This is a genomic window from Dyella telluris (genome assembly GCF_014297575.1).
Classification (GTDB): Bacteria; Pseudomonadota; Gammaproteobacteria; order Xanthomonadales; family Rhodanobacteraceae; genus Dyella; species Dyella telluris.
In genome coordinates, this window is the sequence record NZ_CP060412.1 from 2728383 (window position 1) to 2753251 (window position 24869).

Annotated in this window: 21 protein-coding genes; 9 read left to right on the plus strand and 12 right to left on the minus strand. The window is 65.9% G+C overall.

Annotated features, from left to right (window positions below; all coding sequences use genetic code 11):
• Window positions 1-35 precede the first annotated feature (35 nt).
• Window positions 36-530 (minus strand): GAF domain-containing protein, encoded by a 495-nt coding sequence (locus H8F01_RS12050; RefSeq protein WP_187055363.1) that lies wholly within the window; start codon window positions 528-530, stop codon window positions 36-38.
• Window positions 531-672: 142 nt separating this feature from the next.
• Between H8F01_RS12050 and bioD the strand changes: the two genes are divergently transcribed.
• The 5 genes from bioD to H8F01_RS12075 all read left to right on the plus strand — a co-directional run bounded on the left by bioD (window position 673) and on the right by H8F01_RS12075 (window position 5244).
• The gene (gene bioD, locus H8F01_RS12055) at window positions 673-1344 is read left to right on the plus strand and encodes a dethiobiotin synthase (protein WP_187055364.1); all 672 of its coding nucleotides are present in this window, start codon (window positions 673-675) and stop codon (window positions 1342-1344) included.
• Window positions 1345-1396: 52 nt separating this feature from the next.
• Entirely contained in the window at window positions 1397-1747 is a 351-nt protein-coding gene (locus H8F01_RS12060) for a hypothetical protein (protein WP_187055365.1), read from the plus strand.
• A 160-nt stretch (window positions 1748-1907) separates the two neighbouring features.
• Entirely contained in the window at window positions 1908-4109 is a 2202-nt protein-coding gene (gene dcp, locus H8F01_RS12065; protein WP_187055366.1) for a peptidyl-dipeptidase Dcp, read from the plus strand.
• A 332-nt stretch (window positions 4110-4441) separates the two neighbouring features.
• On the plus strand, window positions 4442-4768 hold the full coding sequence (locus H8F01_RS12070) for a hypothetical protein (protein WP_187055367.1): 327 nt from the start codon (window positions 4442-4444) through the stop codon (window positions 4766-4768).
• A 146-nt stretch (window positions 4769-4914) separates the two neighbouring features.
• Window positions 4915-5244 (plus strand): helix-turn-helix transcriptional regulator, encoded by a 330-nt coding sequence (locus tag H8F01_RS12075; RefSeq protein WP_187055368.1) that lies wholly within the window; start codon window positions 4915-4917, stop codon window positions 5242-5244.
• 138 nt (window positions 5245-5382) lie between these two features.
• On the opposite strand, the gene H8F01_RS12080 is transcribed toward H8F01_RS12075, so the two are convergent.
• The 11 genes from H8F01_RS12080 to H8F01_RS12130 form a co-directional block, all read right to left on the minus strand.
• On the minus strand, window positions 5383-5946 hold the full coding sequence (locus H8F01_RS12080; protein WP_238480966.1) for a hypothetical protein: 564 nt from the start codon (window positions 5944-5946) through the stop codon (window positions 5383-5385).
• 59 nt (window positions 5947-6005) lie between these two features.
• Window positions 6006-6995, minus strand: coding sequence for a TolB-like translocation protein (locus H8F01_RS12085; protein WP_187055369.1), 990 nt, complete (start codon window positions 6993-6995; stop codon window positions 6006-6008).
• A gap of 980 nt (window positions 6996-7975) precedes the next feature.
• Complete coding sequence (locus H8F01_RS12090) at window positions 7976-9343, minus strand: glutamate--cysteine ligase (RefSeq protein ID WP_187055370.1); 1368 nt, start codon at window positions 9341-9343, stop codon at window positions 7976-7978.
• Between the two features lie 115 nt (window positions 9344-9458).
• The gene (locus H8F01_RS12095; RefSeq protein WP_187055371.1) at window positions 9459-10847 is read right to left on the minus strand and encodes a sensor histidine kinase; all 1389 of its coding nucleotides are present in this window, start codon (window positions 10845-10847) and stop codon (window positions 9459-9461) included.
• A 35-nt stretch (window positions 10848-10882) separates the two neighbouring features.
• Window positions 10883-11548 carry a response regulator gene (locus H8F01_RS12100; protein WP_102303235.1) on the minus strand — a complete coding sequence of 222 codons (666 nt, stop codon included), beginning with the start codon at window positions 11546-11548 and terminating at the stop codon, window positions 10883-10885.
• A gap of 256 nt (window positions 11549-11804) precedes the next feature.
• Window positions 11805-12125, minus strand: a complete 321-nt coding sequence (locus H8F01_RS12105; protein WP_187055372.1) for a Rieske (2Fe-2S) protein — start codon at window positions 12123-12125, stop codon at window positions 11805-11807.
• 14 nt (window positions 12126-12139) lie between these two features.
• Window positions 12140-13873: an FAD-dependent oxidoreductase gene (locus H8F01_RS12110; protein ID WP_187055373.1), complete on the minus strand. Its 1734-nt coding sequence runs from the start codon at window positions 13871-13873 to the stop codon at window positions 12140-12142.
• A gap of 390 nt (window positions 13874-14263) precedes the next feature.
• Window positions 14264-15187, minus strand: coding sequence for a Grx4 family monothiol glutaredoxin (gene grxD, locus H8F01_RS12115; RefSeq protein WP_187055374.1), 924 nt, complete (start codon window positions 15185-15187; stop codon window positions 14264-14266).
• A 216-nt stretch (window positions 15188-15403) separates the two neighbouring features.
• A complete protein-coding gene (locus tag H8F01_RS12120; RefSeq protein WP_187055375.1) occupies window positions 15404-16261 on the minus strand; it encodes a UDP-2,3-diacylglucosamine diphosphatase in 858 nt (285 codons plus the stop codon).
• A gap of 249 nt (window positions 16262-16510) precedes the next feature.
• The gene (locus tag H8F01_RS12125) at window positions 16511-17107 is read right to left on the minus strand and encodes an SGNH/GDSL hydrolase family protein (protein ID WP_187055376.1); all 597 of its coding nucleotides are present in this window, start codon (window positions 17105-17107) and stop codon (window positions 16511-16513) included.
• Between the two features lie 27 nt (window positions 17108-17134).
• Window positions 17135-18379, minus strand: a complete 1245-nt coding sequence (locus H8F01_RS12130; RefSeq protein ID WP_187055377.1) for an aminotransferase class I/II-fold pyridoxal phosphate-dependent enzyme — start codon at window positions 18377-18379, stop codon at window positions 17135-17137.
• Between the two features lie 207 nt (window positions 18380-18586).
• Here H8F01_RS12130 and rsgA point away from each other — a divergent pair, with 207 nt between their 5' ends.
• The 4 genes from rsgA (at window position 18587) to H8F01_RS12150 (ending at window position 24000) form a co-directional block, all read left to right on the plus strand.
• A complete protein-coding gene (gene rsgA / locus H8F01_RS12135; RefSeq protein ID WP_187055378.1) occupies window positions 18587-19642 on the plus strand; it encodes a ribosome small subunit-dependent GTPase A in 1056 nt (351 codons plus the stop codon).
• A 74-nt stretch (window positions 19643-19716) separates the two neighbouring features.
• On the plus strand, window positions 19717-20199 hold the full coding sequence (locus H8F01_RS12140; protein ID WP_187055379.1) for a hypothetical protein: 483 nt from the start codon (window positions 19717-19719) through the stop codon (window positions 20197-20199).
• Window positions 20196-21470: a peptidase MATCAP family protein gene (locus H8F01_RS12145; RefSeq protein ID WP_187055380.1), complete on the plus strand. Its 1275-nt coding sequence runs from the start codon at window positions 20196-20198 to the stop codon at window positions 21468-21470. The genes H8F01_RS12140 and H8F01_RS12145 overlap by 4 nt, the downstream gene beginning before the upstream one ends.
• A 238-nt stretch (window positions 21471-21708) precedes the next feature.
• Window positions 21709-24000: an NADP-dependent malic enzyme gene (locus tag H8F01_RS12150; protein WP_187055381.1), complete on the plus strand. Its 2292-nt coding sequence runs from the start codon at window positions 21709-21711 to the stop codon at window positions 23998-24000.
• The last annotated feature ends 869 nt before the right edge of the window (window positions 24001-24869 follow it).

Genomic DNA, 24869 nt, shown 5'->3' on the forward strand with positions numbered 1-24869 from the left:
CGCGCCGCGCGTCATGCGCGGCGTGAAGAATGGGCTCAGCGTGCCTTGATGGCCGCCATGAAAACCTCGCACAGTGCTTCCATGCCGGCCCGGTCCTCGTCGTCGAAACGCGCAACGGACGGGCTATCCACGTCCCATACGCCGAACAGGCTGCCGTCCGCGCGTACCAGTGGCACGACGATTTCGGACTGTGACGCTGCGTCGCACGCGATGTGCCCATCGAAGTCGTGCACGTCGCGCACCACCTGCGTCTGCCGCGTCTGCGCGGCCGTGCCGCACACGCCGCGACCCAGCGCAATGCGGATGCACGCTGGCTTGCCCTGGAACGGGCCCACCACCAGCTCGGTGCCGTCGTACAGGTAGAAACCGCACCAGTTGAAATCGGGCAGGCTGTGATAGATCAGCGCGGAGAAATTCGCCGCGTTGGCGATCATGTCCGGCTCGCCTTCCATCAGGCCACGGGCCTGGCTGCACAGGTCCTCATAGTGTTCGCGCTTGCTGGCGTAGGCCTGTGTCTTCACTTCATGCATCGATCGGATCCTCTGGCGGGGCCCGCCATGCCTGGCACGGATGGCCATGGGGCGCGGGCGGACAGTCGCAAAGGCCGTATTATGCGCCTGTCAGGCGCTCCGGGCATGGAATGACCGGGCCGCCGTCTCCAGGGGAAAACTCATGTCGACATTGTTCATCGCGGGCACCGACACAGGCGTCGGCAAGACCCATGCCACGTGTACCTTGCTGCATGCGCTGCGCGCGCGCGGCCTGCACGCCTGCGGCATGAAACCCGTGGCCAGCGGTTGTGTGGAAACCCCCGAAGGCCTGCGCAACGATGATGCGCTGGCCCTGCAGGCCGCGAGCGCCACGCCGATGCCTTACGAATGGATCAATCCCGTCGCGCTGCGCGAGCCGCTGTCGCCGCATCTGGCGGCAGCACATGAAGGCGTGGAGATTCGCCTTGCGCCATTGAACGACGCGTTCGAGCGCCTGCGTGGCATGCACGATGCCGTACTGGTCGAAGGCGTGGGCGGTTGGCTGGTGCCGTTGTCGCGCAGCCTGCTGGCGTCGGATATCCCGCGCCAGTGGCAGTTGCCGGTAGTGCTGGTGGTGGGATTGCGGCTGGGTTGCCTCAATCACGCGCTGCTGTCCGCGCGCGCCATCGCCACCGATGGCTGCCGGCTGGTGGGCTGGATCGGCAATCGCATCGATCCGGCCATGGATGCGGTGGAAGAGAACATCGAAACCCTGCGCCACCACCTGCCGGCGCCCTGCCTGGGCATTCTTCCGCATGGCGTGTCGCCGCACGATGCCGCCAGCCAGCTGGATCTGACCCTGCTCTTGGAATGACATTCACGCGCGGCGTGCTTGGATGGGCGCATCGACACCGCGGGAGTCACGCATGGGCATTCGCAGCCACTACTACTTTTCCATCGCCGACCTGGCCCATGCGCGCGGGCCGGTGCCGGCGCTCAGCTATGACGGCGCAGGGCCGAACGATCTGGCTGCTGCAGTGCAGAACGCCATGCGCACTACCGACCTGTTCGAACGCTGGCGAGCCATGCAGGAGGAGCCGGATGAGGTCGATCCGTCACTCGCGACGGTCGATCCCCAGGCCACGGCCAGCGCCCGGGTCAGCGACCTCCATACGGAGATGGACCTGATCACCGACCTGCCCATGAGCATCGTGCGCCAGCGCCTCAACCTGCTGATCGGCGCCAGCTGGCAACTGCGCGACATGCGCAAGGCCTGAGCCTTCTCCCCGCAGGAGCCTGCGCCCGGAGCGGGCCGGGCTGGCCGGCGGCGTTGCTGCGGCCCCGCAAACCCCATGCCCGGTACTTCCAGCCCTTGGCACCTGAGCCGGGCTGTGGTTAGTCTCGGTGTCCGTTTGAACGCTCCCATGGGGAACCCTGATGCTTCGTCTCCGCACCCTTGTCATCGCCACGTCCATTGCGCTCGCCGCCTGCTCGCAGCAGTCGAACGAACCGGCGCAGCAGCCCGCGCCCGCCAGCACCGCGCCGGCCAAGGCTTCCACCGCCGCTGCCGCTCCCGAGGTCAGCGCGGTCAATCCGTTCTTTGAGCAGAGCACGCTGCCGTTCCAGGCGCCGCCGTTCGACAAGATCAAGGACGGCGATTACCAGCCGGCTTTCGAAGAAGGCATGAAGCAGCACCTGGCGGAGATCCAGAAGATCGCCGACAACCCGGAGGCACCGACCTTCGAGAACACCTTCATCCCGATGGAGAAGTCCGGTGCGCTGCTGAGCCGCGCCATGCACGCGTTCGATGCCGTCAGCGGTGCGAATACCGACGAAACGCTGCAGAAGGTGCAGGAAGAAGAAGCGCCCAAGTTCGCCGAGCACCAGGACGCTATCGTGATGAACGACAAGCTGTTCGCTCGCATCGAAACCATCTACAACCAGCGCGATTCGCTCAAGCTCGATCCGGAATCCAAGCGCCTGGTCGAAGTGACCTACAAGAACTTCGTGCGCGACGGTGCCAAGCTGTCGGCGGAAGACAAGGCCAAGCTCAAGGAACTCAACAAGGAAGAGTCCAGCCTGAGCACGCAGTTCACCAACAAGCTGCTCGCCGCCACCAAGGCCGGTGCGCTGGTGGTGGACGACAAGGCCAAGCTCGACGGCATGTCCGACGGTGACATCGCCGCCGCTGCCGAGGCCGCCAAGGCCCGCAAGCTGGACGGCAAGTGGGTTGTGCCGCTGCAGAACACCACGCAGCAGCCGGCCCTGCAGGAACTCAATGATCGCGCCACGCGCGAGCAGCTGTTCAAGAACTCGTGGGATCGCGCCGAGAAGGGCGATGCCAACGACACGCGCGACATGATCGCCCGCATCGCGCAGATCCGCGCCGAACAGGCCAAGCTGCTGGGCTTCCCGAACTACGGCGCCTGGAAGCTGGAAGACCAGATGGCCAAGACGCCGGAAGCGGCGATCACCTTCATGGACAAGCTGGCCCCGGCCGCCACGGCGCGCGCCGAGCGCGAGGCCAAGGACATCCAGGATGTGATCGACCAGCAGAAGGGCGGCTTCAAGGTCGAGGCATGGGACTGGGAGCACTACGCCGAGCAGGTGCGCAAGGCCAAGTACGACCTCGACGAATCGCAGGTCAAGCCGTACTTCGAACTGGACAACGTGCTGCAGAACGGCGTGTTCTACGCCGCCAACCAGCTCTACGGCCTGACCTTCAAGGAGCGCAAGGACATCCCCGTCTGGCAGCCTGACGTGCGCGTGTTCGAAGTGTTCGACAAGGACGGCAGCTCGCTGGCGCTGTTCTACTGCGACTACTTCAAGCGCGACAACAAGAACGGCGGCGCCTGGATGAGCAACCTGGTTGACCAGTCCAAGCTGCTGGGCACCAAGCCGGTGATCTTCAACGTTGCCAACTTCACCAAGCCGGCTGCAGGCCAGCCCGCGCTGCTGTCGTTCGACGACGTGATCACCATGTTCCACGAGTTCGGCCATGGCCTGCACGGCATCTTCGCCGACACGCAGTACCCGAGCCTGTCCGGTGCCGCCACCGCGCGCGACTTCGTGGAGTTCCCGTCGCAGTTCAACGAGCACTGGGCCACCGATCCGAAGATCTTCGCCAACTACGCGAAGAACTATAAGACCGGCGAGCCGATGCCGGCCGAGCTGGTCGAGAAGATCAAGAAGGCCAAGAACTTCAACAAGGGCTACGCCATGACCGAACTGGTCGGCGCCGCACTGCTGGACATGAGCTGGCACAGCCTGTCGGCCGATGCGCCGAAGCAGGATCCGGACAAGTTCGAGCAGGACGCGCTCACCAAGGCGAAGATCAACCTGAGCTACGTGCCGCCGCGCTACCGCTCCAGCTACTTCCAGCACATCTGGGGCAACGGCTATGCGGCCGGTTACTACGCCTACCTGTGGACGGAAATGCTGGCCGACGATGCCTTCCAGGGCTTCGTCGACAAGGGTGGCATGACCCGTGAGAACGGCGACCGCTTCCGCGCGATGATCCTCTCGCAGGGCAACACCCAGGATCTGGCCACGCTCTACAAGAACTGGCGCGGCAAGGATCCGAGCATCGAGCCGATGCTGCTGAACCGTGGCCTGAAGGAAGCGCCGCAGAAGAAGTAAGACCTGCGGTGTATCGATGAGAAGAAAGGGCCGGCCATGCCGGCCCTTTCTTTTTGTCTGCAGGCCATGGATACGCGTGGAGTACCCGGGCTGCAAGGTCACCGGACCACCTGTGAGCGATGGGCCCATGACGCACCATGGAAACCTTACACGCCACTACGGAAAACACCGGATGTCGTCGCATGGCCCGCTCTCGTAGGGTGGGAGACGCTGCTCGCGGGCGTCTTCGGACGAGGTTGCGGGCGGTCACGGCAGCAGTGTCGTGAGTCGCGGGCCGCCGGTGCACGAACACCGACGACCCGCTAACCATCACCAACTTGTTGGAGTTGATCATGGCTAACGTCGATCATACGGCACGCCTGTGCCCAGCCCTTCCAGTGGGCCACGCCTCACGCGCTTCGCCCGCCGCCGACCCTCCGGCGGCCTACCACACGTCACCATCGCTTCGGTTATCCACGTTGGATGACGTGGCGTTTGCGCTGAATGCGCTCACGCTGCTTTGCCAGGAAGACGAGCGGTTACGCCGCACGGTACGGCACCCTGATGTGCCGTCGCTGCGGCCGCTGGCCACTTACTACCGGCAGGGCATCACCGTGGCCATGCAGTGTCTGGCGCAGTACGCCCGGCAGCTCGGCAGCGGGCAGGTGACGAGCGCGTAAGCGGACCGGAATGATCGAGCCTTGTGGCGTGCTGCCTCCTTGACGGCACGCCACACCCGGCCATTTCGGACATTCCAGACCAGCTTTTGCCTACACGGATTCCGCCTGCGGTATCCGCCGGTGTCGTGCACCCCAAAGGAAACCCCATGCTCCCCACTGCGCCCATTCTGCTTGTCCCGCTGCACCCACGCATGGAAATCGATGCCGCCGTGCCCGCGCGCTCACCGAGCGCGGTACTGCGCGACGACTACATGCTGCCGCATGCCATCAGCGCCGCCGACCTGGCGCTACGCACCGGCATCCCGGCCTGGCACATCCGCCGCATGCTGATCGGTTCGCCGTTCTATCCGGAAGAAAGCCATCGGCTGGCTGCCGTGTTGGGCACGAGCGCGCTCTACTGGCTGGTGCTGCAGGCACGTTTCGAGCTTGAACGCGTGCTGCGCGAAGCCGCGCCGGGTGAGTTGGACGTGCATTGAACGTCGTGGCGCATGCGATTTCGTCGTCGTGGCGAATACCGATGCAGGCGGTGCCATGCAGATCGTGATCTGGACCACACCGGTCCCGTCACGGATGCCTCTGGCGGCCCCACCTGTACGCAGCAGCGCTACCGCTCCTCAGCTACTTTCACCGCAGCCGACGTCGGCACCGCCCATGTGATCGAAGCCAGTGAGCGTCACGGCGGTTTCTCCCTGCGAGGGGAACTGCACGTCGCTGTCCATGAGGTTGGCAGGCCAGGCGTGTGCCTTGCGTTCCGTCAAGGTGAGTGCGCCTGCAGACGCGCGCGGTAGCCCGAACGCGCGACGGACGGATGCCTCGCTCCATGTTCCCTTCAGCGTGATGCTGACGGCCTGCAGGTTGCCGTGCTCCCAACTCAGCTCGACATGCGTGGCGAGCGGATGCACCGCACTGGCGAGCCTGTCGGGAAAGGCCGGGCCTTCGTAATACGCATCGGGCGTCCTGCAGATGTCGCCGCGGTTCCGATAGCCGTTCAATGCGCAATTGAAACGGGTGTCGCGATGGCCCAGCGTCTTCTCCATGCGGCAGCCGAAATCCGTGGAGGCCATGCGCGGCCATGCAAGGATGTCGATGCGCGGTGCGGCCAGTTCCGTGGCCGGGGCTGTCTGCGCCGGGCTCGCCGGGGATGCGGCAAGCAGGGCGATGGCAATCCATGTCTTCACGATCTTCCTTGAAACCTTGTCTGGGGGCGTAGAGTAGGTAAGTCGCCAACCCGCCGATATCAACCACCGCCCTTGCCGTGGCTTTCCAGCCAGGGCGCCAGCGACACGTACCAGATGTTGTCGCTGCCGTTGTCCCACGACTGCATGCGTGCGACATCCTGCTCGCCCTGCGCCTGTGTGCGCGGGTAATGCACCGGGACGGAACGCGTGCTGCTGAAGTACAGCGTGCGATGGTCAGGCCCCAGATGGGATCCCCAGGGACTCTTCACGTTGATGTCCTTGCCAAGGTCCACCGGCTTGCTCCAGCCATCGCCTTCGCGGAAGGCGATGTAGAGCCGGCCCGGATCATCCTTGCCGCCGAAGTTGGCGTCGAACACGATGAAGGATTCGTCGGGAGCCACGGCCGGGTCGAGCTTGTGCGCGGAGGCATCGCCCAGTGCCACGGGCACGGGCGGCTGGTAAGCGCCGTCGCGGTACTGCGAGCGGAACAGGCGGAAATCGTCGTCGTCGCCGGGGCGCTGGAAATACACGCTGCCATCGGCAGCCACGGCGGGTGCGTAGGTACGCGTGCTGCTGTTCACCGCATCGGGCAGGCGTACCGGCTGTCCCCAGCCATGGCCCTTGCGATCGACGCGCCACAGGTGACCGCCGGAACCCGGTTGCACCTTGCCATTCGCCATTACGGCATCCAGCGCCTTGCCACCTACCTGATCGGGTCGATTGGACGAGAAGATCAGGAAGGAACCATCCGGTGCCATCGCGGGGTCATGGTCCAGCCATTGCCCGGAGAACGGCGCCACCGTCGGCGTGCTCCAGACGCCGTTCACGCGATGCGACACCATGATCGCGGCGTTGGGCCAGTTGATACGGTCAAAGAACACCGTATCGCCATCCGGCGTGAAGGCCGCGGAGTCTTCGTTGGCAGGGCCCGATACAACGCCCGGTGCGAATACCTCGGGCTTCGGCGATGGAACCTCGCCCGCATGCGTCACCGCCGCCAGGCTCACCACACCGCAGGCCGCACACATCCAACGCGCCACAGGCTTCATGTCACCCATCCTTATGCCGGGAAAGGAACGAACCGCAGGTGCACTTCCAGAGTGGCGCCATTCTCGCGTCCGCCCTCCCGCGGAAGGACGTGCTTGAAGTCATGCGTCCCCATAGCCCACCCCGTAGCCCGGATGAAGCGCAGCGAGAATCCGGGAGGGCGTGCGTCGACGCTGCAACGTGGCAAGAACGTAAAGACTGTCCCGGCTCGATTTGGCCTCGCGCGCGGTAGGAGGCGTGCCTCCCGGATTCCCGCTTCGCTTCATCCGGGCTACCGGGTGGCCGTGCAAATAGAGCCCCGCGCGTGGCTCTTTTCTTCCCACGATGCTGAAACTCAACCCGTAGCCCGGATGAAGCGCAGCGAGAATCCGGGAGGTTGTGCGTCGACGCTGCAACCTGGCAAGAACGTAAAGACTGTCCCGGCTCGATTTGGCCTCGCGCGCGGTAGGAGGCGTGCCTCCCGGATTCCCGCTTCGCTTCATCCGGGCTACCGGGTGGCCGTGCAAATGGAGCCCGGCGCGTGGCTCTTTTCTTCCCACGATGCTGAAACTCAACCCGTAGCCCGGATGAAGCGCAGCGAGAATCCGGGAGATTGTGCGTCGACGCTGCAACCTGGCAAGAACGTAAAGACTGTCCCGGCTCGATTTGGCCTCGCGCGCGGTAGGAGTCGTGCCTCCCGGATTCCCGCTTCGCTTCATCCGGGCTACCGGGTGGCCGTGCAAATAGAGCCCCGCGCGTGGCTCTTTTCTTCCCACGATGCTGAAACTCAACCCGTAGCCCGGATGAAGCGCAGCGAGAATCCGGGAGGGCGTGCGTCGACGCTGCAACCTCGCAAGAACGTAAAGATTCTTCCGGCTCGATTTGGCCTCGCGCGCCGTCGAAGTCGTGCCTCCCGGATTCCCGCTTCGCTTCATCCGGGCTACGGGGGCTCTGCAAAAAAAGGCCCCGCGTGGGCGGGGCCTTTTCTTCACGAAGCGTCAGCTCAGTACGCGAACTCGCGGAACACCGGGTCGACGCTGCCGTTCCACGGGCCATTGAACAGTTCGAGCTTGCGTTCGGCCGGTGTCTGGTTGGCCTCGACGATTTCGATCAGCGGCTCCAGGAAGATGCTTTCGTCGGCGCCGCCCTTGTTGAGGCGAGCGCGACGCTTCAGGCCATGCGAAGCGATCTTGAGCGTTTCGGCGGCAAGTTCGCGCACGCTGTGCGTACGGAACGGCAGCTTCAGCGCCTGGCGCGGCACGCCGTCACGCAGGGCCTGACGCTCTTCACGGCTGAAGTCCTTGACCAGATCCCACGCGGCGCTCAGCGCGTCATCGTCGTACAGCAGGCCCACCCACAACGCGGGCAGGGCGCACAGGCGGTTCCACGGACCGCCGTCCGCGCCACGCATTTCCAGGTACTGCTTGAGGCGCACTTCCGGGAACGCGGTGGTGAGGTGGTCGGCCCAGTCCTTCATGGAGGCGCGCACGCCAGGCACGGCAGGCAGTTCGCCGGCCATGAAGCGCTTGAAGTCCTGGCCGGACAGGTCGATGTACTTGCCGTCCTGGTAGCTGAAGTACATCGGCACGTTGAGCATGTAGTCGACGTAGCGCTCGTAGCCGAAGCCGTCGGCAAAGACGAAATCCAGCATGCCGGTGCGGTCGGGGTCGGTGTCTTCCCACACGTGCGAGCGATACGACTGGTAGCCGTTTGGACGGCCATCCGTGAACGGCGAATCGGCGAACAGCGCGGTGGCGATCGGCTGCAGCGCCAGGCTGGTGCGGAACTTGCGCACCATGTCCGCTTCGCTGTCGAAATCCAGGTTCACCTGCACGGTGCAGGTGCGGGTCATCATGTCCAGGCCGAGGTTGCCGACCTTGGGCATGTACTCGCGCATGATCTTGTAGCGCCCCTTGGGCATCCACGGCATTTCCTCGCGGCGCCACTTGGGCTGGAAACCCATGCCCAGGAAGCCCATGCCCAGGCCTTCGGCGATGGAGCGCACCTCGGTGAGGTGCGTGTTGACCTCCATGCAGGTCTCGTGGATGGACTCCAGCGGCGCGCCCGAAAGCTCCAGCTGCCCGGCCGGCTCCAGCGTGATGGAGGCCTTGTCGCGCGACAGCGCCACCGGGTTGTCGCCCTCGCGGGTGACGTCCCAGCCGTACCGCGTGGCCAGCGTCTCCAGCAGCACGCGGATACCGCGGTCACCTTCGAAGGTGGGCGGGCGCAGGGTGTCGGTGAGGAAGCCGAACTTCTCGTGCTCGGTGCCGATGCGCCAGGCTTCGCGCGGCTTCTCGCCCGCGGCCAGGTAGTCGACCAGCTGCTGGCGGCTGCCGATGGGGGTGCTCTTCACGGCACTGGGAATGGACACGGGGGACTGACTCCTTGCAGGGCTGCCCCCACTACTGGGGGCGAGGCATCCTAATTCAAAGTGCCGATTATCCGAACTTTTGAAGTTTGGGCGCCCTGACCGAGGTCAGCACGCCCTAGCCGGTGGCCGGGAAGTCGATACGCATCCGGGCGCCACGGCCGGACGACCCGTCGAGGATACTCAACTGGGCGCCGTGCACACGTGCCACTTCGTCCACGATGGCCAGTCCCAGTCCACAGCCGTCCGCCCCGCTGCTGGTGCTGCGCACGCTTCGGTAGAAGCGCTCGCGCACCTTGTCGCGTTCTTCCAGGGGGATGCCCAGGCCGCTGTCGTCCACTTCCAGGAAGGGGCGGCGATCGGTTACGCCGCAGCGGATGGTGATGTTGCCCCCGGGCGGCGTATGGCGGATGGCGTTGTCGATCAGGTTGTTGAGCACTTCGTGCAGCAGCCAGTACACGCCGGTGACCTGCACCGGCTCGCTGTCTGCCCCCAGGTCGATGCCCCGGGCGATGGCCCGGTCCAGCGAGCTGTCGATGACTTCGCCGATGAGGTGGGGCAGGTCGACCGCGGTGAAGTGGCTGGCGCGGTGGGCCGAGGGCTCGGCGCGGGCCAGCGTCAGCAGCTGGTTGGCCGTGTGGGCGAGCCGGTCCACGCCACCCTGCAGCAGGTCGATGCGCTCTTCCAGCGGCGTGCCGGCGGTTTCGCGGGACAGCACTTCGAGCTGGGCCTTCAGGCCCGTCAATGGCGTGCGCAGCTGGTGCGCGGCATTGGCCAGGAAGTGCTGCTGCGACAGCACCGAATCACGTACGCGGGTGAGCAGGGCGTTGAGCGACTCGACCACCGGCAGCACTTCAGCGGGCACGTCGTTGGTCGGCAACTGGTTGAGCGCCACGGCAGGGCGGCCGGCGATCTGCCGGCTCAGGCGCTGCAGGGGGCGCAGGGCGATGCGGATGCCGATCAGCGCGATGATCAGCACGGCGGCCATCTGCAGGGTGTCGTTGATCAGGAAGGCCACGTCCAGCCGGTGCACGGCGCGGTCGCGGCGCGCCGGCGTCTCCGCCACCGTCACCACCAGCGGGTCGCCGGTTTCGCTGGTGCGGTAACTGGCCAGCCGGAACGACTGGCCGCGGAAGTTGACGTTGGTGTAGCTGAAGCCGTCGGCGGATTGGGAATCCGCCGCGAGCGGCAGTTCCGGCGTGCCGGCGATGGTGGTGCCATCGGGCAGGCTCACGCGGTAGTAGAAGTGCTCATCCGGCATGGCCCGCAGCGGCACGGGCGCATGGGAGGGCAGGGCGACATCGAGCTGCCCGTCGCCGCGCGGGTGGATGCGGGCGACGATGGCGAGCGCCGAGCGCGACAGCGAATGGTCAAACGCGTTGTGGATGGGGCTGACGATGACGTGGTGGTCCACCGCCACGCCAGCCACCAACAGCAACAGCAGCGGCAGGAGCAGATAGCTCAGCAGCCGCTTGTGGACGCTGGTGGGTCGCCTGCGCTCAGCCATTGCCGTCTACCGCCTCAGGGATCCGCTGCCTCGGGTCAGGCGTCTTCGAGACGATAGCCCAGCCCGCGGATGCCGCGCACCGTGGCCGAGCTGCCGAGCTTGCTGCGCAGTCGCGACACGTGCACCTCGATGGCGTTGCCCGAGATGTCTTCGCTCCAGCCGGTAATGGCCTGGGTCAGGCGCTCCTTGCTCACCACGCGGCCGCTGTGGTGCGCCAGGCACTCCAGGATCGACCACTCGCGGCGGGTCAGTTCGAGCACTTCGCCCTTTTCATTGAGGGCGCGACGGCCGGCCAGGTCGATGCGCAGGCCGCCGATCACGATCTCGTTGGCGGCCGCGGCGGTGGCGCGGCGGATCAGGGCGCGGCAGCGCGCGGCCAGTTCCGGCAGGGCAAACGGCTTGACCAGATAGTCGTCGGCACCCAGGTCCAGCGCGTTGATGCGGTCGTCCAGCCCGTCGCGGGCGGTGACGATCAGCAAGGGCAGCGAGCTGCCGCTGCGGCGCAGGCGTCGCACCAGCGACAGGCCGTCTTCGCCCGGCAGGCCCAGGTCCACGATGGCCAGATCGTAGTGGGTGTCGGACAGGCGCGATGCCACGGATTCGGCATCGCCGACGGCGTCGACCACATAACCAGACCCGATCAAGCCACGCGAAATGGCGTCGGATACCAAGGAATCATCTTCGACGAGCAGGATGCGCATAGGGCACGTCATGGAAATGGTGTGGGCATGCTAACAGGCACGCCTTTCAGTTCCCCGTCGTCGGAATGGTCCGATCTCCGGCGTTCTTCGCCGACCGGCGGCCAGCCAAATGGCGCCCGCCCGTCGGGCGCCGTCATGATCCACCCGGTCGTCTGTCGTGTGGCTTAGCGAGGACGGTGGGAGCCGCCGGGGCGCATGCCCCGTGCCGTTGCGCCAGGGGTGTGATGCTCCCGGCCCCCATGCGTGCAACAGCCGATCAGCCTGGAACGGCGATTTCGATCAGTCCCCTGGATTCCCGTGCGGGGTAGGTTTCCAGTGCCGGGTTGTCGGGTCCATCGACGGGTGCACCGGTGCTCAGCTCGTACCAGGTGCCGTCGACGTGCGACATGAGCCGGGTTCCCCGCAGCAGGCCAGAGGACAGCGGTGCGCCGCTCACCATGTCCCTGAACGCATAGACGGTGCCACCAACACGGGCAATCGCCACGCGAAGATGCAGGTCATCAAGGTAGTGGGGCGCGACCTGGCCCTCGGCGAGGCTGTCAGCGGGACAAACGGGGCGGTAGGCGTGTTCGGTCATGGGTGTGCTGTCGCTCAGAACGGGAACTCGGGAATGATGGCGTCCGCGGTGGCATCGAGGCGGTATTCGGCAGGTGCGCCTGCCGGCACGGCCGGGTGCCGCGGGGGGATGGCGGCAATGCGCTGGTAGCCCGAGCCCAGTGGCGGGCGCATGTCCGTGCCGCCCTTGTGCGGCCAGAACGACATGGCGCGTTCGGCCAGCGCGGTAATCATGAGCGACGGATTGACGCCGGGGTTGGCCGGCATCACCGAGCCGTCCATCACGTGGATGCCCGGGTGCCCGAAGAGCCGTTGATAAGGATCGACCGCGCCGTCCGTGGCTTTTTCAGCGATAGGCATGCCGCCGATGAAGTGCGCGGTCGCGCTCATGTTGAAGGTTTCGAAGATGACGCCGCCTTCCTCCAGGCCGAACATCCTGGCCAGGCGGTTGTGGAAGTCCTCGACCACCGGAATGTGCACTTTGGGCGCTTCGCCTGGGCCGGATCGGGCGCGCAGTGTGTTGTGTTCCCAATGCAGGTCCACCGAGGTATCCGTGGTCTGCATGCACAGCAGCACGAAACTCCGATCCGACCAATGGTGGGCCCAACCTGGGCTCAGCACCTTGTCTGGATGGGTGAGCAGCTCCTTCACCCAGTTATGGAAGGGCTTTTGCTGCTCGCCTTGCTGGTGCCAGCCGAAAAGCAGGCCCATGACATTGGAACCGCGCGCCAGCGACACGTTCTCGATGCTGGTTTGATCGTCAGGCCATACGCCGCAGGTGATGGCGGGCTGGCCGTTCGAGAAGATCATCCTGTCGGGATTGAGTTTCCAGTCCGCGGTGGGCCGACGGACACTGAGGATCTGCTCGGAGTTGGTGCGTGCCCGCGTGCCGGCCTTGTCGGAAAGCTTGTCGAGCCGCCCCGTGTGGCGCAGGCGCAGCAGCAGGTGCGACGTTCCATAGGCATGGGCCGCAATGACGATGTCCTTGCAGCGGTAGACGGTCGGTTCCGCATGCAGCGCGCGATGCAGCCAGCCCGGGTGGCGTGCGTGAACTTCATACCCGCCACCGTCGAGAGGCACGATATCGAAGGCCTCCTGCAGGTCGAAGACTTTCGCACCCCGTTTTTCGGCCAGGTACAGGTAATTGAGGGTGGTCTTGTTCTTTGCGTTCCGGCCGCACCCGGTCAGGCAGTGCCCGCAGTTGATGCAGCCTGTGCGATCGGGGCCTGCACCGCCGAAGTACGGATCGGGCCGGGTCACGCCCGGCGTGCCGAAGTAGATACCGGCCGGTGCCTGATTGAACGTGTGGCCGCGTCCCATCGATTCGGCCGTCTGCTTGAGCATCCGGTCCGAATCGTTGAGGCCGTAGGGGATGCGTTCAACGCCCAGCATGCGCCTGGCCTGGTCGATATAGGGGGCGGCTTCATCGGCCCAGTTGGTGATGCCGGACCACATGGCGTCGTGGAAGAACTTCTTCGGTGGCACGTAGAGCGTATTGGCGTAGACATTGGAGCCCCCACCCACGCCGGCGCCATTGACGACGGATACATCGCCAAGGTTTTCGACCCGCTGCATGCCGTACAGGCCCAGCGCGGGCGCCCACAAATACTTGCCCAGGTCCCAGCTGGTGGCTGGCATCTCGTGTTCGGCCAGGCGCCGCCCGGCCTCCAGCACGGCAACCGAGTAGCCCTTCTCCGCGGCCCGGAGGGCGGCTACCGAGCCGCCAAAGCCAGAGCCGATCACCACGACATCAAAGGTGTGTTCCGTCATGTGAATGCTTCTTCCATCAACGAGAGCCGAATAGGCGTTATCTGCCCTGCGGCGTACGCCGGGCAAAGGCTGCTTGCCTGGCAACACTCGTCGATGCGCCCGGCGCGACATCCCTGAAGGACGCGTCGGACCCAAGGCCGAAAGTGGCGTCGGGCGGTTGGCGGAGAAGGTGTCTGATTGAAGTGGTGGCATCCAGCCGCGAGCGGCTCGCCGTGCTGAGGGTTTCTTGCGTGTCTGCGTGTGGTTGGGTGCCGGTCCAGGGTGCTTAACTGACGGATGCGTCAGGTAAGCGGGCGCTTCCTGGCGGATGTGGGCTTGACGGTGGCGGGCGCAAAAAAAAGGCGCCTGCTTGCGCAGGCGCCTTTTCCGGAACGCTGATGCACGCGTGGATCAGTAGCGCGGCACCGTCGAGTCGATGTCGCGGGCCCACGCGTCCATGCCGCCTTCGACGTTGAAGACCTTGGTGAAGCCGTGCGCGGCGAAGCGCTCGGCCACGCCGCGGCTGGACACGCCGTGGTGGCAGATGAAGGCGATCGGGGCGTCCTTGGGCAGGGCGGCCAGTGTTTCGTAGCCTTCCTCTTCCAGAATGCGGGCCTGGGCCAGCGGAGCGGCGGCAGCACGGCCGTGGGCCGGGCGCACATCCACCAGGGTGAGGTCACCGGCGGCCAGGCGCTCCTTGAGCTGCTGCACGGTGAGCGTGCCGATCTCCTGCGCGCCCGGGAACTTCAGGCTCAGGCCTTCGCCCTGCACGGTGGAGACCCAGTCGATCACGATGCCCTTGGCGCGCGCGGCGCTGCCCGGATCAAAGTGGACTTCGATGCCGTTGGAGGTGACCACGATGTCGTGGTCGCTGCCCGGCGCCAGCTGGAAGCCTGCGCTGTGGTCCGGACCGATTTCCAGATGCAGGGCCAGACCCTGGGCGTTCGCGGTGCCCTGGCGGATGGCTTCGGCAGCCTTGTCGGTGATGGTGATCTCAGGCGGCGTGCGATCCGGCGCGGCGGCGCCGAACAGCGTGTGCAGCTCGCCCGAGGCGTACATCTGGCGAATGATGTCGGCCCCGCCGACCAGCTCGCCGCCCACGTACAGCTGCGGAATGGTCGGCCAGTCGCCGTAAGCCTTGATGCCCTCGCGGATTTCCGGGTCTTCCAGCACGTTCACCGTGTGGTACTCGGGCAACAGCTCGTTGAGCGTGTTGGTGGCGGCCGCGGAGAAGCCGCACATGGGCTGCTGGCGGGTGCCCTTCATGAACAGCACCACGCGGTGGTTCTGCAGCAGGGATTCGATACGTTCGCGGGTGGCGCTGTCGAGGGACATGGGGCAGGTGACTCCGGCAAAGAGGGCGGATTGTAGACCCTTTGATATGCCGGCGGATTTGGGGGACGCAAGGGGGAGGGCAATCCCCGGGATCGCTCGGCCCCCCTCACCGTCATTCCCGCGAAGGCGGGAATCCAGCGTCTTTGAGCAAGCTTGCGACGCACGTAAAGGCACTGGATTCCCGCCTTCGCGGGAATGACGAGCCAAAGGAGAGCCTCAAGCCGCCGGCCGCAACTCCGCCAGATCCAGCTTGGCCCGCGTCAACGGCGCCAGCGCCAGCGCGGCGGCAGGCGAGGGCAGCACCAGTTCGCGGCTGGCGCGACCCAGCGGGGCGTATTGCTCGCTCCAGTGGATCAGCTCCATCGCGCCGGTGTGGTCTTCCACCAGCACCGTGCAGTGCTCTACCCAGTCACCGTCGTTGAGGTAGAGCACGCCGCCCATCTCGCGTACGTGGCCGAAATGGATGTGCCCGCAGATGTGGCCGTCGAATCCGCGCTCGCGGGCATCGCTGGCCACGCGTTCTTCGTACGCGCGGATGTACTGCAGCGCCTTGCCGATATGCGATTTCACGATGATGGACAGCGGCAGGTACGGAAGCTCCAGGCGGCGGCGCATCGCGTGGACCCGGCGATTGGTCCAGCAGATGAAGCGATGCATCACTTCCCCCAGGTGCACCATCCATGTGCGCCCGACCTGCTCCGGATCGAATTCGTCGCCGTGGCTGACGCGGTAGCGGCGGCCGTCGGCGCCTTCATGCACCGCATCCAGCGCGATCTTCACGCCGCCAAAACTCTGCCCGGCCAGGCCGCGCACCGGCGCGTCGTGATTGCCGGGGATATAGATCACCTCGACGCCGCGGCGTGCGAGATCCAGCACCTCGGCAATGACGGCACCATGGTCGGCATGCCACCACGTGCGGCGCGCCAGTGCTTCCATGTCGATGATGTCGCCGACCAGGTAAAGCTTTTCGCAACGCAGTTTGCGCAGGAAATCGAGCAGGTAGCTGGCCTTGCAGTCAGGCGTGCCCAGATGCACGTCAGAGATGAAGGCGCTGCGGCAGTGGAAGGTCGCCATGGCAGTCTCTCCCGGTGGTTACCGGGATGCCAGAATGCCGGGGCTTCGTCACCGTGGCATGGCGGGAACGTTGCAGAGTGGTTTCCGTGTTCGTGTGCGACATCCACGTGTAGGAGCGCACTTGTGCGCGACCGGTGACGAGTTGGCCTTACAGTGCGCCTGTACGCCTATCGAAGATGCCGGCATGCTCAAGCACTGCAGGGCGCGCGATCGCGCACAAGTGCGCTCCTACAAAGGGGCGAGGCGACCTCAGCCCGCCAACATGGCCAGCGCCACCGGCACGGCCGCTTCCGTCCACAACGCGTACTGCGCGGCAGACGGATGCAGGCCATCGTCGGCCAGCAAGGCCGGGTGCTGGCGCGAGATGCCGGTGATATCCACGAAGTGCGCGCCGCGATGTTCGGTGACTTCGCAGGCGATGGCGTTATAGACGTCCAGTTCCTCGGCGATGCGCAACACGTCGCGGCCACTGCCGTGGGCAAATGGCGTGACGCCCCAGTCGGGAATCGACAGCACCAGCACGCGCGACGCGCGTTCGCCAGCCAGCGCTACGGCGCGGTCGAGCAGACGCTGGAACTCGTGCCGGTATTCGTCGGCACTGCGGCCCCGGTACTGGTTGTTGACGCCGATCAGCAGGCTTACCAGGTCGTACGGCGGCGTGAACGTAGCGGCGTCCATCGCCGCCGAGAGCTCGTCGGTGGTCCAGCCGGTGGTGGCGACGATCGTCGGATCGGCCAACAGCACGCCTTCGCGGCGCAGCCGCACGGCGAGCTGCACCGGCCAGCGGCCCGCCTCGGGCACGCCTTCTCCGATGGAGTAGGAGTCGCCCAGGGCCAGGTAGTGCATCGTTGCCGGTTCCATGGCGGGTGGTGCTCAGGCGACCGCGGCGGTGCGTGGCTTCTGGCTGCTGGCCATGCCGGCCAGCACGCGTTCGATGCGCACGAATACCTCGCGCAGCTGTTCCGGCTGCGGCAGCAGGGTCAGGCGCAGGTGTCGGCTGTGCGGCACGTTGAAGCTGCTGCCGGGCACCACCAGCACGGATTCTTCTTCCAGCAGGCGCAGGGCGAAGGCGTTGTCGTCGAAATCGGCCAGCCGGTCGGCTCGCACGCGCGGGAAGGCGTACAGCGCGCCCGCCGGCGATACCAGGTCGAGGAACTCGCTGGCGGCAACGCCTTCCAGCACGGCGCGACGAGCCTCGTGCAGGCGGCCACCCGGTGCCGTCAGCGCGTTGATCGTCGGTGCGGTTTCCAGCGCCGGGCGCACGGCCCACTGCGCCGTCACGTTGGCGCACAGGCGCAGCGCGGCGAGCAGCTGCAGGGCGTCTCGGTAGTCCGTGGTAAGCGCGGGATCGCCCGACAGGCTCATCCAGCCCACGCGGTAGCCGCAGGCGCGATGGACCTTGCTGAGGCCGCCGAAGCTCACGCAGGGCACTTCGCCCGCTACCGCCGCCAAGGGGTGGAAGCGGGTGCCGTCGTAGAGGATCTCGTCGTAGATCTCGTCGCTGAGCAGGAGCAGGCGATGGCGTGCGGCGATATCCACGATGCGCGCCAGCAGCTCACGCGGATACACGGCGCCGGTCGGGTTGTTCGGGTTGATCAGCACGATGGCGCGGGTGCGCGGCGTGACCAGCGATTCGATTTCGTCCGGGTCCGGCAGGTGGCCGTTCTCGGCCAGGCAGCGGTAATAGCGCGGCTTGCCGTCGTTGAGGATGGTGGCGGCGCTCCACAACGGGTAGTCGGGGCTGGGCAGCAGCACCTCGTCGCCCGGCTGCAGCAGGGCGCGCAGGCTCAGGTCAATCAGTTCGCTCACGCCGTTGCCGACGAAGATGCGCTCCACTTCCACGCCGTGCGCGCCGCGATGGCGCTGCTGGGCGACGATGGCTTCGCGGGCTTCTTCCAGGCCTTGTTCATGGCCGTAGGCTTCGCTGTCGTGAAGGTGACGGGCGATGGCCTCGCGTAGATGGGCCGGGGTCTCGAAGCCGTAGCGGCCAGGGTTGCCGATGTTGAGCTTGATGATCGGCAGGCCGGCGGCCTCCAGCTCACGGGATCGCCGGGTCAGGGCACCACGGATTTCGTAGCGCACGTCCGCCAGGTGCGCACTGGGTTTGATCGAGGCCAACGCGAGCGTCCTTCGTCTTGGTGTTGTTGCGGCGCAAGAATTTCGCCGCCAACCCGATCCTAGCAGCGTCCCGGCGCCGCGTGGGAGGCAAAAGGTACCGTTTATCGGGCTTTTTCCGGGCGGCGCCTCCGGTACGCCCCGGGCCCTGGCCTGGCGTTGGCTGGCGCATTGAATGGAACGGAGTATCCCCGGGCATAATGTGTGCCCATGATGAGCCCCGAAATCATCGAGCGACTGCGCCGCATCGGCTGGCGTGGCGACACTCTGCCCGCCGAAGGCCGGCAGCTGGCCCGCGTGGTTGCGCAGCACCGCGCGGGCTACGAGCTGCACGACGGCGAACATCTGTTCGGCGCCCAGCCGGCCGGCCATTTCCTCAAGCGCAGCCTGGACCCGGCCGAGCGGCCCGCGGTGGGCGACTTCGTGGAGATCGAGCCCGGCAAGCCGCCGCATATCGTCCAGGTGCAGCCGCGCCGCACCGTGCTTTCCCGTGCGGCGGCGGGCGAGCGCTACGAGCGTCAGATCATCGCCACCAATATCGACTACGTGCTGGTCTTGACCGGGCTGGACGGTGACTTCAACCCTGCCCGCATCGAGCGCTACCTGTCCTTGACCGAAGGCTCCGGCGCCCAGCCGGTGGTGCTGCTGAGCAAGCTGGATACCCGCGAAGACGCGGCCGAGCTGCTGGCCGCGCTGCGCGCCCGCCTGCCGCAGGACACGCCGATCCATGCCATCAACGGCAAGGATCCGGCCAGCATCAACGTGCTGCTGCCCTATCTGCAACTGGGCGACAGTGCCGTGCTGGTGGGCTCATCCGGCGCCGGCAAATCCACCCTGACCAACACGCTGCTGGGCACCGAGCGCATGGCCACCAGCGCCGTGCGCGGCCACGACAGCCGCGGTCGACACACCACTACTTACCGGGCACTGCTGCAGCTGCCTAGCGGTGGTTGTCTGATCGACACCCCCGGCATGCGCGAGCTCAAGCTCACCGGCGAGGAAAACCTGGACCTGTTCGCCGACATCGAGGCGCTGGCCGAGCAATGCCGCTTCGCCGATTGCGGCCACGGCAGCGAGCCGGGCTGCGCGGTGCAGGCGGCGCTGGACAGTGGCGACCTGTCCGCCGAGCGCTGGCGCAACTTCCTGAAGCTGCGGGACGAGCGCGAGGAGCAGGCGACCACGCTCGAGGCCAAGCTGCGCCGGCAGCGCGGCGGGCGACCGGCGGCCAAACCGCACGCCAACCGTCATTCGCGCGATCGGGATTAGGTGAACGCCACGGTGTTGCTGCGTTCCGCCCGGAACGCACTAGTATCGGAGCAAGGGTAGTTCGGGGAACAGGCATGCAGCGGCTGTCGTCGCGTTGGACGTTTTTCTACAAGCGGTTATTTCCTTTGTTCTGGTTCGGCATGATTGCCATGAGCATGACCGGGCTGTGGGCCGCACCCGCCGCCGGTGGCAGGCACCCCGACTTCTGGTTGATGCTGCTTCCGCCGCTATTCATGGCCGTGGTCGTCTTCGTGCTCTTCAAGACCCTCATTTTCGATCTGGTCGATGAGGTCTGGTTGCAGGGTGATCACCTGCTGGTCACATCTCGCGGTGACCAGGTGAGCGTGGCGCTGGACAACGTGATGAACGTGAGCTCCACCACGATGACCAATCCCCCGCGTATTTCCTTGACGCTTCGCACCGAGTCTTCGCGCCTGGGCAAGACCGTCAGTTTCATGCCGGTTCGTTCCCGGGAGTTTTTCGCCATGTTCAAGCCCAATCCCATCGCCTCTCTGCTGATCGAGCGCGTCGACGCTGCCCGCCGGAGACCGGCATGAGCGTCGATGTCACCCAGGCAAGTCCCGAACTGCAGCGCTACGCCGACCTCGACAGGCGCCTGCTGGCGGCGGTGAAGGGCATCCGCATCCTGTCCACGGTGGCATGGCCGGCTTCGCTGGAAGACCGCATGATCGAGGCCTACGCCAAGGGCCAGTACACGCTGCCGGACGTGAACTACAACGTGCCGGATCTCTCCGCCGAACGCGCCGAGCTGGCGGCCATCGAGCGCGAGGCGGGCTACGACGATCCGCTGGGTGAATACCTGTGCCGCACCGCCGAGTCGTGGCGCATCGCCGCCGAAATGCTCGAGGCCGTGGGTACCGACCAGGTCACCGCGCCGTCCATCGTGTTGTACGGCCGTCCGGGCGACACGATTCCCGGCAGCGACCGCAGCAACCTCGATGCCGCACGCTACTTCGTCGAGCTGTCCGACGAGCTGGGCTCGGACCTGATCGCCGACGACATCAATGTGGCCATTTCCGCCGATGATCTGCGTGCGGACCTCAGCAAGACCCTGGACGCGTTCTTCGGCGAACCGCTGATTTCCGTGGAAGTGGACCCGGAGCTGACCGCCAAGGCGGCCGCCGGTGCCACGCGCATCCGCCTGCGCGGTGGTACGCGCTTTACCGATTACGACCGCCACCAGCTGCTGGCGCACGAAGCGCTGGTCCATTCACTGACCGCGTTGAACGGCCGTGCCCAGCCGTTGCTCACCTCGTTCGCGCGTACCTCGCCACGCGTTACCGCCACGCAGGAAGGGCTGGCCGTGTTCGCCGAGCTGATGTCCGGCGCCATCGATATCTCCCGCCTCAAACGCATCAGCCTGCGCATCCTGGCGATCGACATGGCGCTGGGCGGTGCGGACTTCGTCGAGGTCTACCGGTTCTTCAGTGACTGCGGGCAGAGCCCGGCCGACAGCTTCCACTCCGCGCAGCGCGTGTTCCGCGGCGTGCCGCTCACCGGCGGCGCGGCGTTCGCCAAGGACAACGTCTATCTGTCCGGCCTGCTCACCGTGCACACGTTTTTCCGCTGGGCGCTCAAGCAGCGCCGCATGGACATGTTGCGGAATCTGTTCGCCGGCAAGCTGGCGCTGCACGATGTGATCAGCCTGCAACCGTATTTCGAGTCAGGCGTCATCGCCGCGCCGCGCTGGCTGCCGCCGTGGATGCAACACGCTCACGGACTCGCTGGCAAGCTGGCCTTTTCGTTGTTCGTCAACCGCATACACATGGGCAAGGTGCAGGCGGAAACGTTGTCGCTGAGCCTGTAGCTCGGCTTTTTGCAGGAGCGCACTCGTGCGCGACAGGCAGGGACCGAGCTACCCCGGCATGCCCCGGTCGCGCACAAGTGCGCTCCAACAGTAAGCGGAGTTGTTGCATACCAGTTGTGTGAACCACTGCGTCACCATGCTGCGCCGCACGGTCGGGAGAGGGCTGTCACCGGTGATACCATTGCCCGATACCGCTGTGGCGGCCCCGATTCCCCATCACATCTGATCCCCCTATCCCATGGCCCTTCCCGAAGAACTGCGCCTCGCCGCTCTCGAGTACCACCGCCTTCCGCGCCCCGGCAAGATCAAGGTCGCCGCGACCAAGCCCATGGTCACGCAGCGTGACCTGGCGCTGGCTTACTCGCCCGGCGTGGCTTATGCCTGCGAAGCCATCGTCGAAGATCCCAATGCCGCCAGTGAGATGACCGCGCGCGGCAACCTGGTGGCGGTGATCACCAACGGCACCGCCGTGCTGGGCCTGGGCGACATCGGCCCGCTCGCCGGCAAGCCGGTGATGGAAGGCAAGGGCGTGCTGTTCCAGAAGTTCGCCGGCATCGACGTGTTCGACATCGAGATCAACGAGCGCGACCCGGACAAGCTGGTCGACATCATCGCCTCGCTCGAACCCACTTTCGGCGGCATCAACCTTGAAGACATCAAGGCGCCGGAGTGCTTCATCGTCGAGCGCAAGCTGCGCGAGCGCATGAAGATCCCCGTGTTCCACGACGACCAGCATGGCACCGCCATCATCGTGGGTGCAGCCGTGGTCAATGCGCTGGAAGTGGTCGGCAAGAAGATCGAAGACGTCAAGCTCGCCACCACCGGCGTGGGCGCGGCCGGCATTGCCTGCCTGGACATGCTCGTGGCGCTGGGCCTGAAGCCGGAGAACATCCTGGCGTTCGACCGCGAAGGCGTGCTCTACACCGGCCGCGACCAGATGGATCCGGACAAGCAGCGTTACGCGCGCGACACCGACAAGCGCACGCTGGCGGAGATCGTCGACGGCGTGGATGTGTTCCTTGGCCTGTCCGCCGGCGGCATCCTCAAGCCGGAGATGGTCGCCACCATGGCCGACAAGCCGATCATCTTCGCCCTGGCCAATCCCAATCCGGAGATTTCGCCGGAAGATGCCAAGAAGGTGCGCCCGGACTGCATCATCGGCACGGGTCGTTCGGACTATCCGAACCAGGTCAACAACGCGCTGTGCTTCCCGTACATCTTCCGCGGTGCGCTCGACGTGGGCGCCACGGGCATCAACGAAGCGATGAAGATCGCCTGCGTGCGCGCCATCGCCGAGCTGGCCCGCATGGAAGCCGGCGACCTGGCCAGCGCCTACGGCGGTGACATCCCGACCTTTGGCCCGGATTACCTCATCCCGCGTCCGTTCGATCCGCGCCTGCTGGTGATGCTGGCGCCGGCCGTCGCGCAGGCCGCCATGGATTCGGGTGTCGCCACGCGTCCCATCGTGGACATGGAGGCGTACATCGAGAAGCTTGGCCAGTTCATCTATCGCACCGGCCTGCTGATGAAGCCGGTGTACGAGCGTGCGCGCGCCGACCGCAAGCGCGTGGTCTACGCCGAAGGCGAGGAAGAGACCGTGCTGCGCGCCGTGCAGACGGTGATCGACGAGCGCCTGGCGTTCCCGATCCTGATCGGCCGCCCCAGCGTGATCGAAACGCGCATCGAGCGCCTTGGCCTGCGCATGCGCGCCGGCGTCGATTACGAGATCACCAATATCGACGACGATCCGCGCTTCAACGAGTACTGGCAGCAGTACCACGCGTTGACCGAGCGTCGCGGCGTGTCGCCGGCCGCCGCCAAGAACCTGATGCGTTCGCGTCCCACGCTGATCGCCTCGCTGATGGTGGAGCGCGGCGAAGCCGACGCGATGATCTGCGGTCTGGTCGGCCGCTTCCACAAGAAGCTCGGCTACATGCGCAGCGTGTTCGGCCTGGATCCGGGCGTGTCGTGCACCTCGGCCATGACCGGCGTGATCAACGACCAGGGCGCGTGGTTCTTCCTCGACACCCATGTGCAGTGCGACCCCACCGCCGAGCAGATTGCCGAGGCGACCCTGCAGGCCAGCTATCGCCTGAAGCTGTTCGGCATCGAGCCGAAGATCGCCCTGCTGTCGCACTCCAACTACGGCAGCCACGACAACCCGAGCGCGGCCAAGATGCGCAAGGTGCGCGAGATCCTGCTTCAGCGCGGCCCCAAGCTGGACATGGACGGCGAGATGCAGGCGGACACGGCATGGGACGAGGCACTGCGCCTGCGCATGTTCCCCAACACCACGCTGTCCGGACGCGCCAACCTGTTCGTGATGCCGAACCTGGATGCCGCCAACATCACCTACAACATGGTGCGCGTGATGACCGACGGCGTGGCCATCGGCCCGATCCTGATGGGCATCAACCGGCCGGCGCACATCCTTACCCCGGCGGCAACGCCGCGTCGCGTGGTGAACATGACCGCCATTGCGGCGGTGGATGCGCAGATTCGCCAGGCTCAGGGTGAGCGGCGGAGCTGAGGGTAGGGTGGTTTTGAGTTTGGCGAGAACGGGACCTTGAGGGTCCCGTTTTTGTTTGGTGTGGGGCGTGGGGTTGGTGTTTTGCCGCGCGGCCGGCTTTTGCTTTGCGCCCTCTTCCCGCCGGGGAGAGGGCCGGGGTGAGGGGTGGGTGCTCGCCTCACCGCTTGACAGGAACCGTGATCCCAGCGAGGCGCTTTGCAACCGCCAGATGGCGGGTCATCCAGTGCCTTTGCTCTCGGCCATCGGTAGTCACGCAGGCGCCAGGTTGCCGCTTACCCCGCGGGGGCGTTTCGACCTCCTGCCGGAGGCCGAGTCACTTTTCTTTTGCTGGCCCAAAAGAAAAGTAACCCAAAGAAAATGGCCTTAAGAGCTGGCAGCATTCCGTAGGGATAAGCCCGAACGGCTGAGGAACGTTGCTGCTTGGCAACCTTCGCCTCTACACAGCGGGTACATCAAAGCGCTTCGCAACGCGCCGATGCTAAGAGGACTTAACGCGGAGCGTCGTGCCGCTGTGCGGCACCTCCTTCCTTGCCACTCGGGTGTTCACGTTGAACATCCCCTGTCGCTCGTCCTCTCCCGTTCGGGAGAGGACTGGGGTGAGCACTGAGGTGAAAGAGAAACAGACTTCACACGGTGCGAGATACCCCCTGTAGGAGCGCACCTTGTGCGCGACCGCAGCGTCGTGTCGATACCGCTCCGTCAGGTGGTCGCGCACAGGGTGCGCTCCTACAGACAAGCTGAGCCGGTACGCAATACGCCGTCGCGCAACGGCGCGATGTGCAGCGCAGCTGCACGAGCCTTCGGCTCTGGCTCTGGCTTTTGACCTACCCGACCCCTTGAGCGGCGGTGAGGGGCGGACGACAGGCCCG

Coding starts and splice junctions, on each gene's coding strand:
- dcp (WP_187055366.1), top strand. CDS start 1,908: ATGCTTCGTCTCCGCACCCTTGTCATCGCCACGTCCATTGCGCTCGCC.
- H8F01_RS12060 (WP_187055365.1), top strand. CDS start 1,397: ATGGGCATTCGCAGCCACTACTACTTTTCCATCGCCGACCTGGCCCAT.
- H8F01_RS12140 (WP_187055379.1), top strand. CDS start 19,717: ATGCAGCGGCTGTCGTCGCGTTGGACGTTTTTCTACAAGCGGTTATTT.
- H8F01_RS12050 (WP_187055363.1), bottom strand. CDS start 530: ATGCATGAAGTGAAGACACAGGCCTACGCCAGCAAGCGCGAACACTAT.
- H8F01_RS12150 (WP_187055381.1), top strand. CDS start 21,709: ATGGCCCTTCCCGAAGAACTGCGCCTCGCCGCTCTCGAGTACCACCGC.
- H8F01_RS12075 (WP_187055368.1), top strand. CDS start 4,915: ATGCTCCCCACTGCGCCCATTCTGCTTGTCCCGCTGCACCCACGCATG.
- H8F01_RS12110 (WP_187055373.1), bottom strand. CDS start 13,873: ATGACGGAACACACCTTTGATGTCGTGGTGATCGGCTCTGGCTTTGGC.
- H8F01_RS12125 (WP_187055376.1), bottom strand. CDS start 17,107: ATGCACTACCTGGCCCTGGGCGACTCCTACTCCATCGGAGAAGGCGTG.
- grxD (WP_187055374.1), bottom strand. CDS start 15,187: ATGTCCCTCGACAGCGCCACCCGCGAACGTATCGAATCCCTGCTGCAG.
- H8F01_RS12085 (WP_187055369.1), bottom strand. CDS start 6,995: ATGAAGCCTGTGGCGCGTTGGATGTGTGCGGCCTGCGGTGTGGTGAGC.
- H8F01_RS12070 (WP_187055367.1), top strand. CDS start 4,442: ATGGCTAACGTCGATCATACGGCACGCCTGTGCCCAGCCCTTCCAGTG.
- H8F01_RS12105 (WP_187055372.1), bottom strand. CDS start 12,125: ATGACCGAACACGCCTACCGCCCCGTTTGTCCCGCTGACAGCCTCGCC.
- H8F01_RS12095 (WP_187055371.1), bottom strand. CDS start 10,847: ATGGCTGAGCGCAGGCGACCCACCAGCGTCCACAAGCGGCTGCTGAGC.
- H8F01_RS12120 (WP_187055375.1), bottom strand. CDS start 16,261: ATGGCGACCTTCCACTGCCGCAGCGCCTTCATCTCTGACGTGCATCTG.
- H8F01_RS12145 (WP_187055380.1), top strand. CDS start 20,196: ATGAGCGTCGATGTCACCCAGGCAAGTCCCGAACTGCAGCGCTACGCC.
- rsgA (WP_187055378.1), top strand. CDS start 18,587: ATGATGAGCCCCGAAATCATCGAGCGACTGCGCCGCATCGGCTGGCGT.
- H8F01_RS12100 (WP_102303235.1), bottom strand. CDS start 11,548: ATGCGCATCCTGCTCGTCGAAGATGATTCCTTGGTATCCGACGCCATT.
- bioD (WP_187055364.1), top strand. CDS start 673: ATGTCGACATTGTTCATCGCGGGCACCGACACAGGCGTCGGCAAGACC.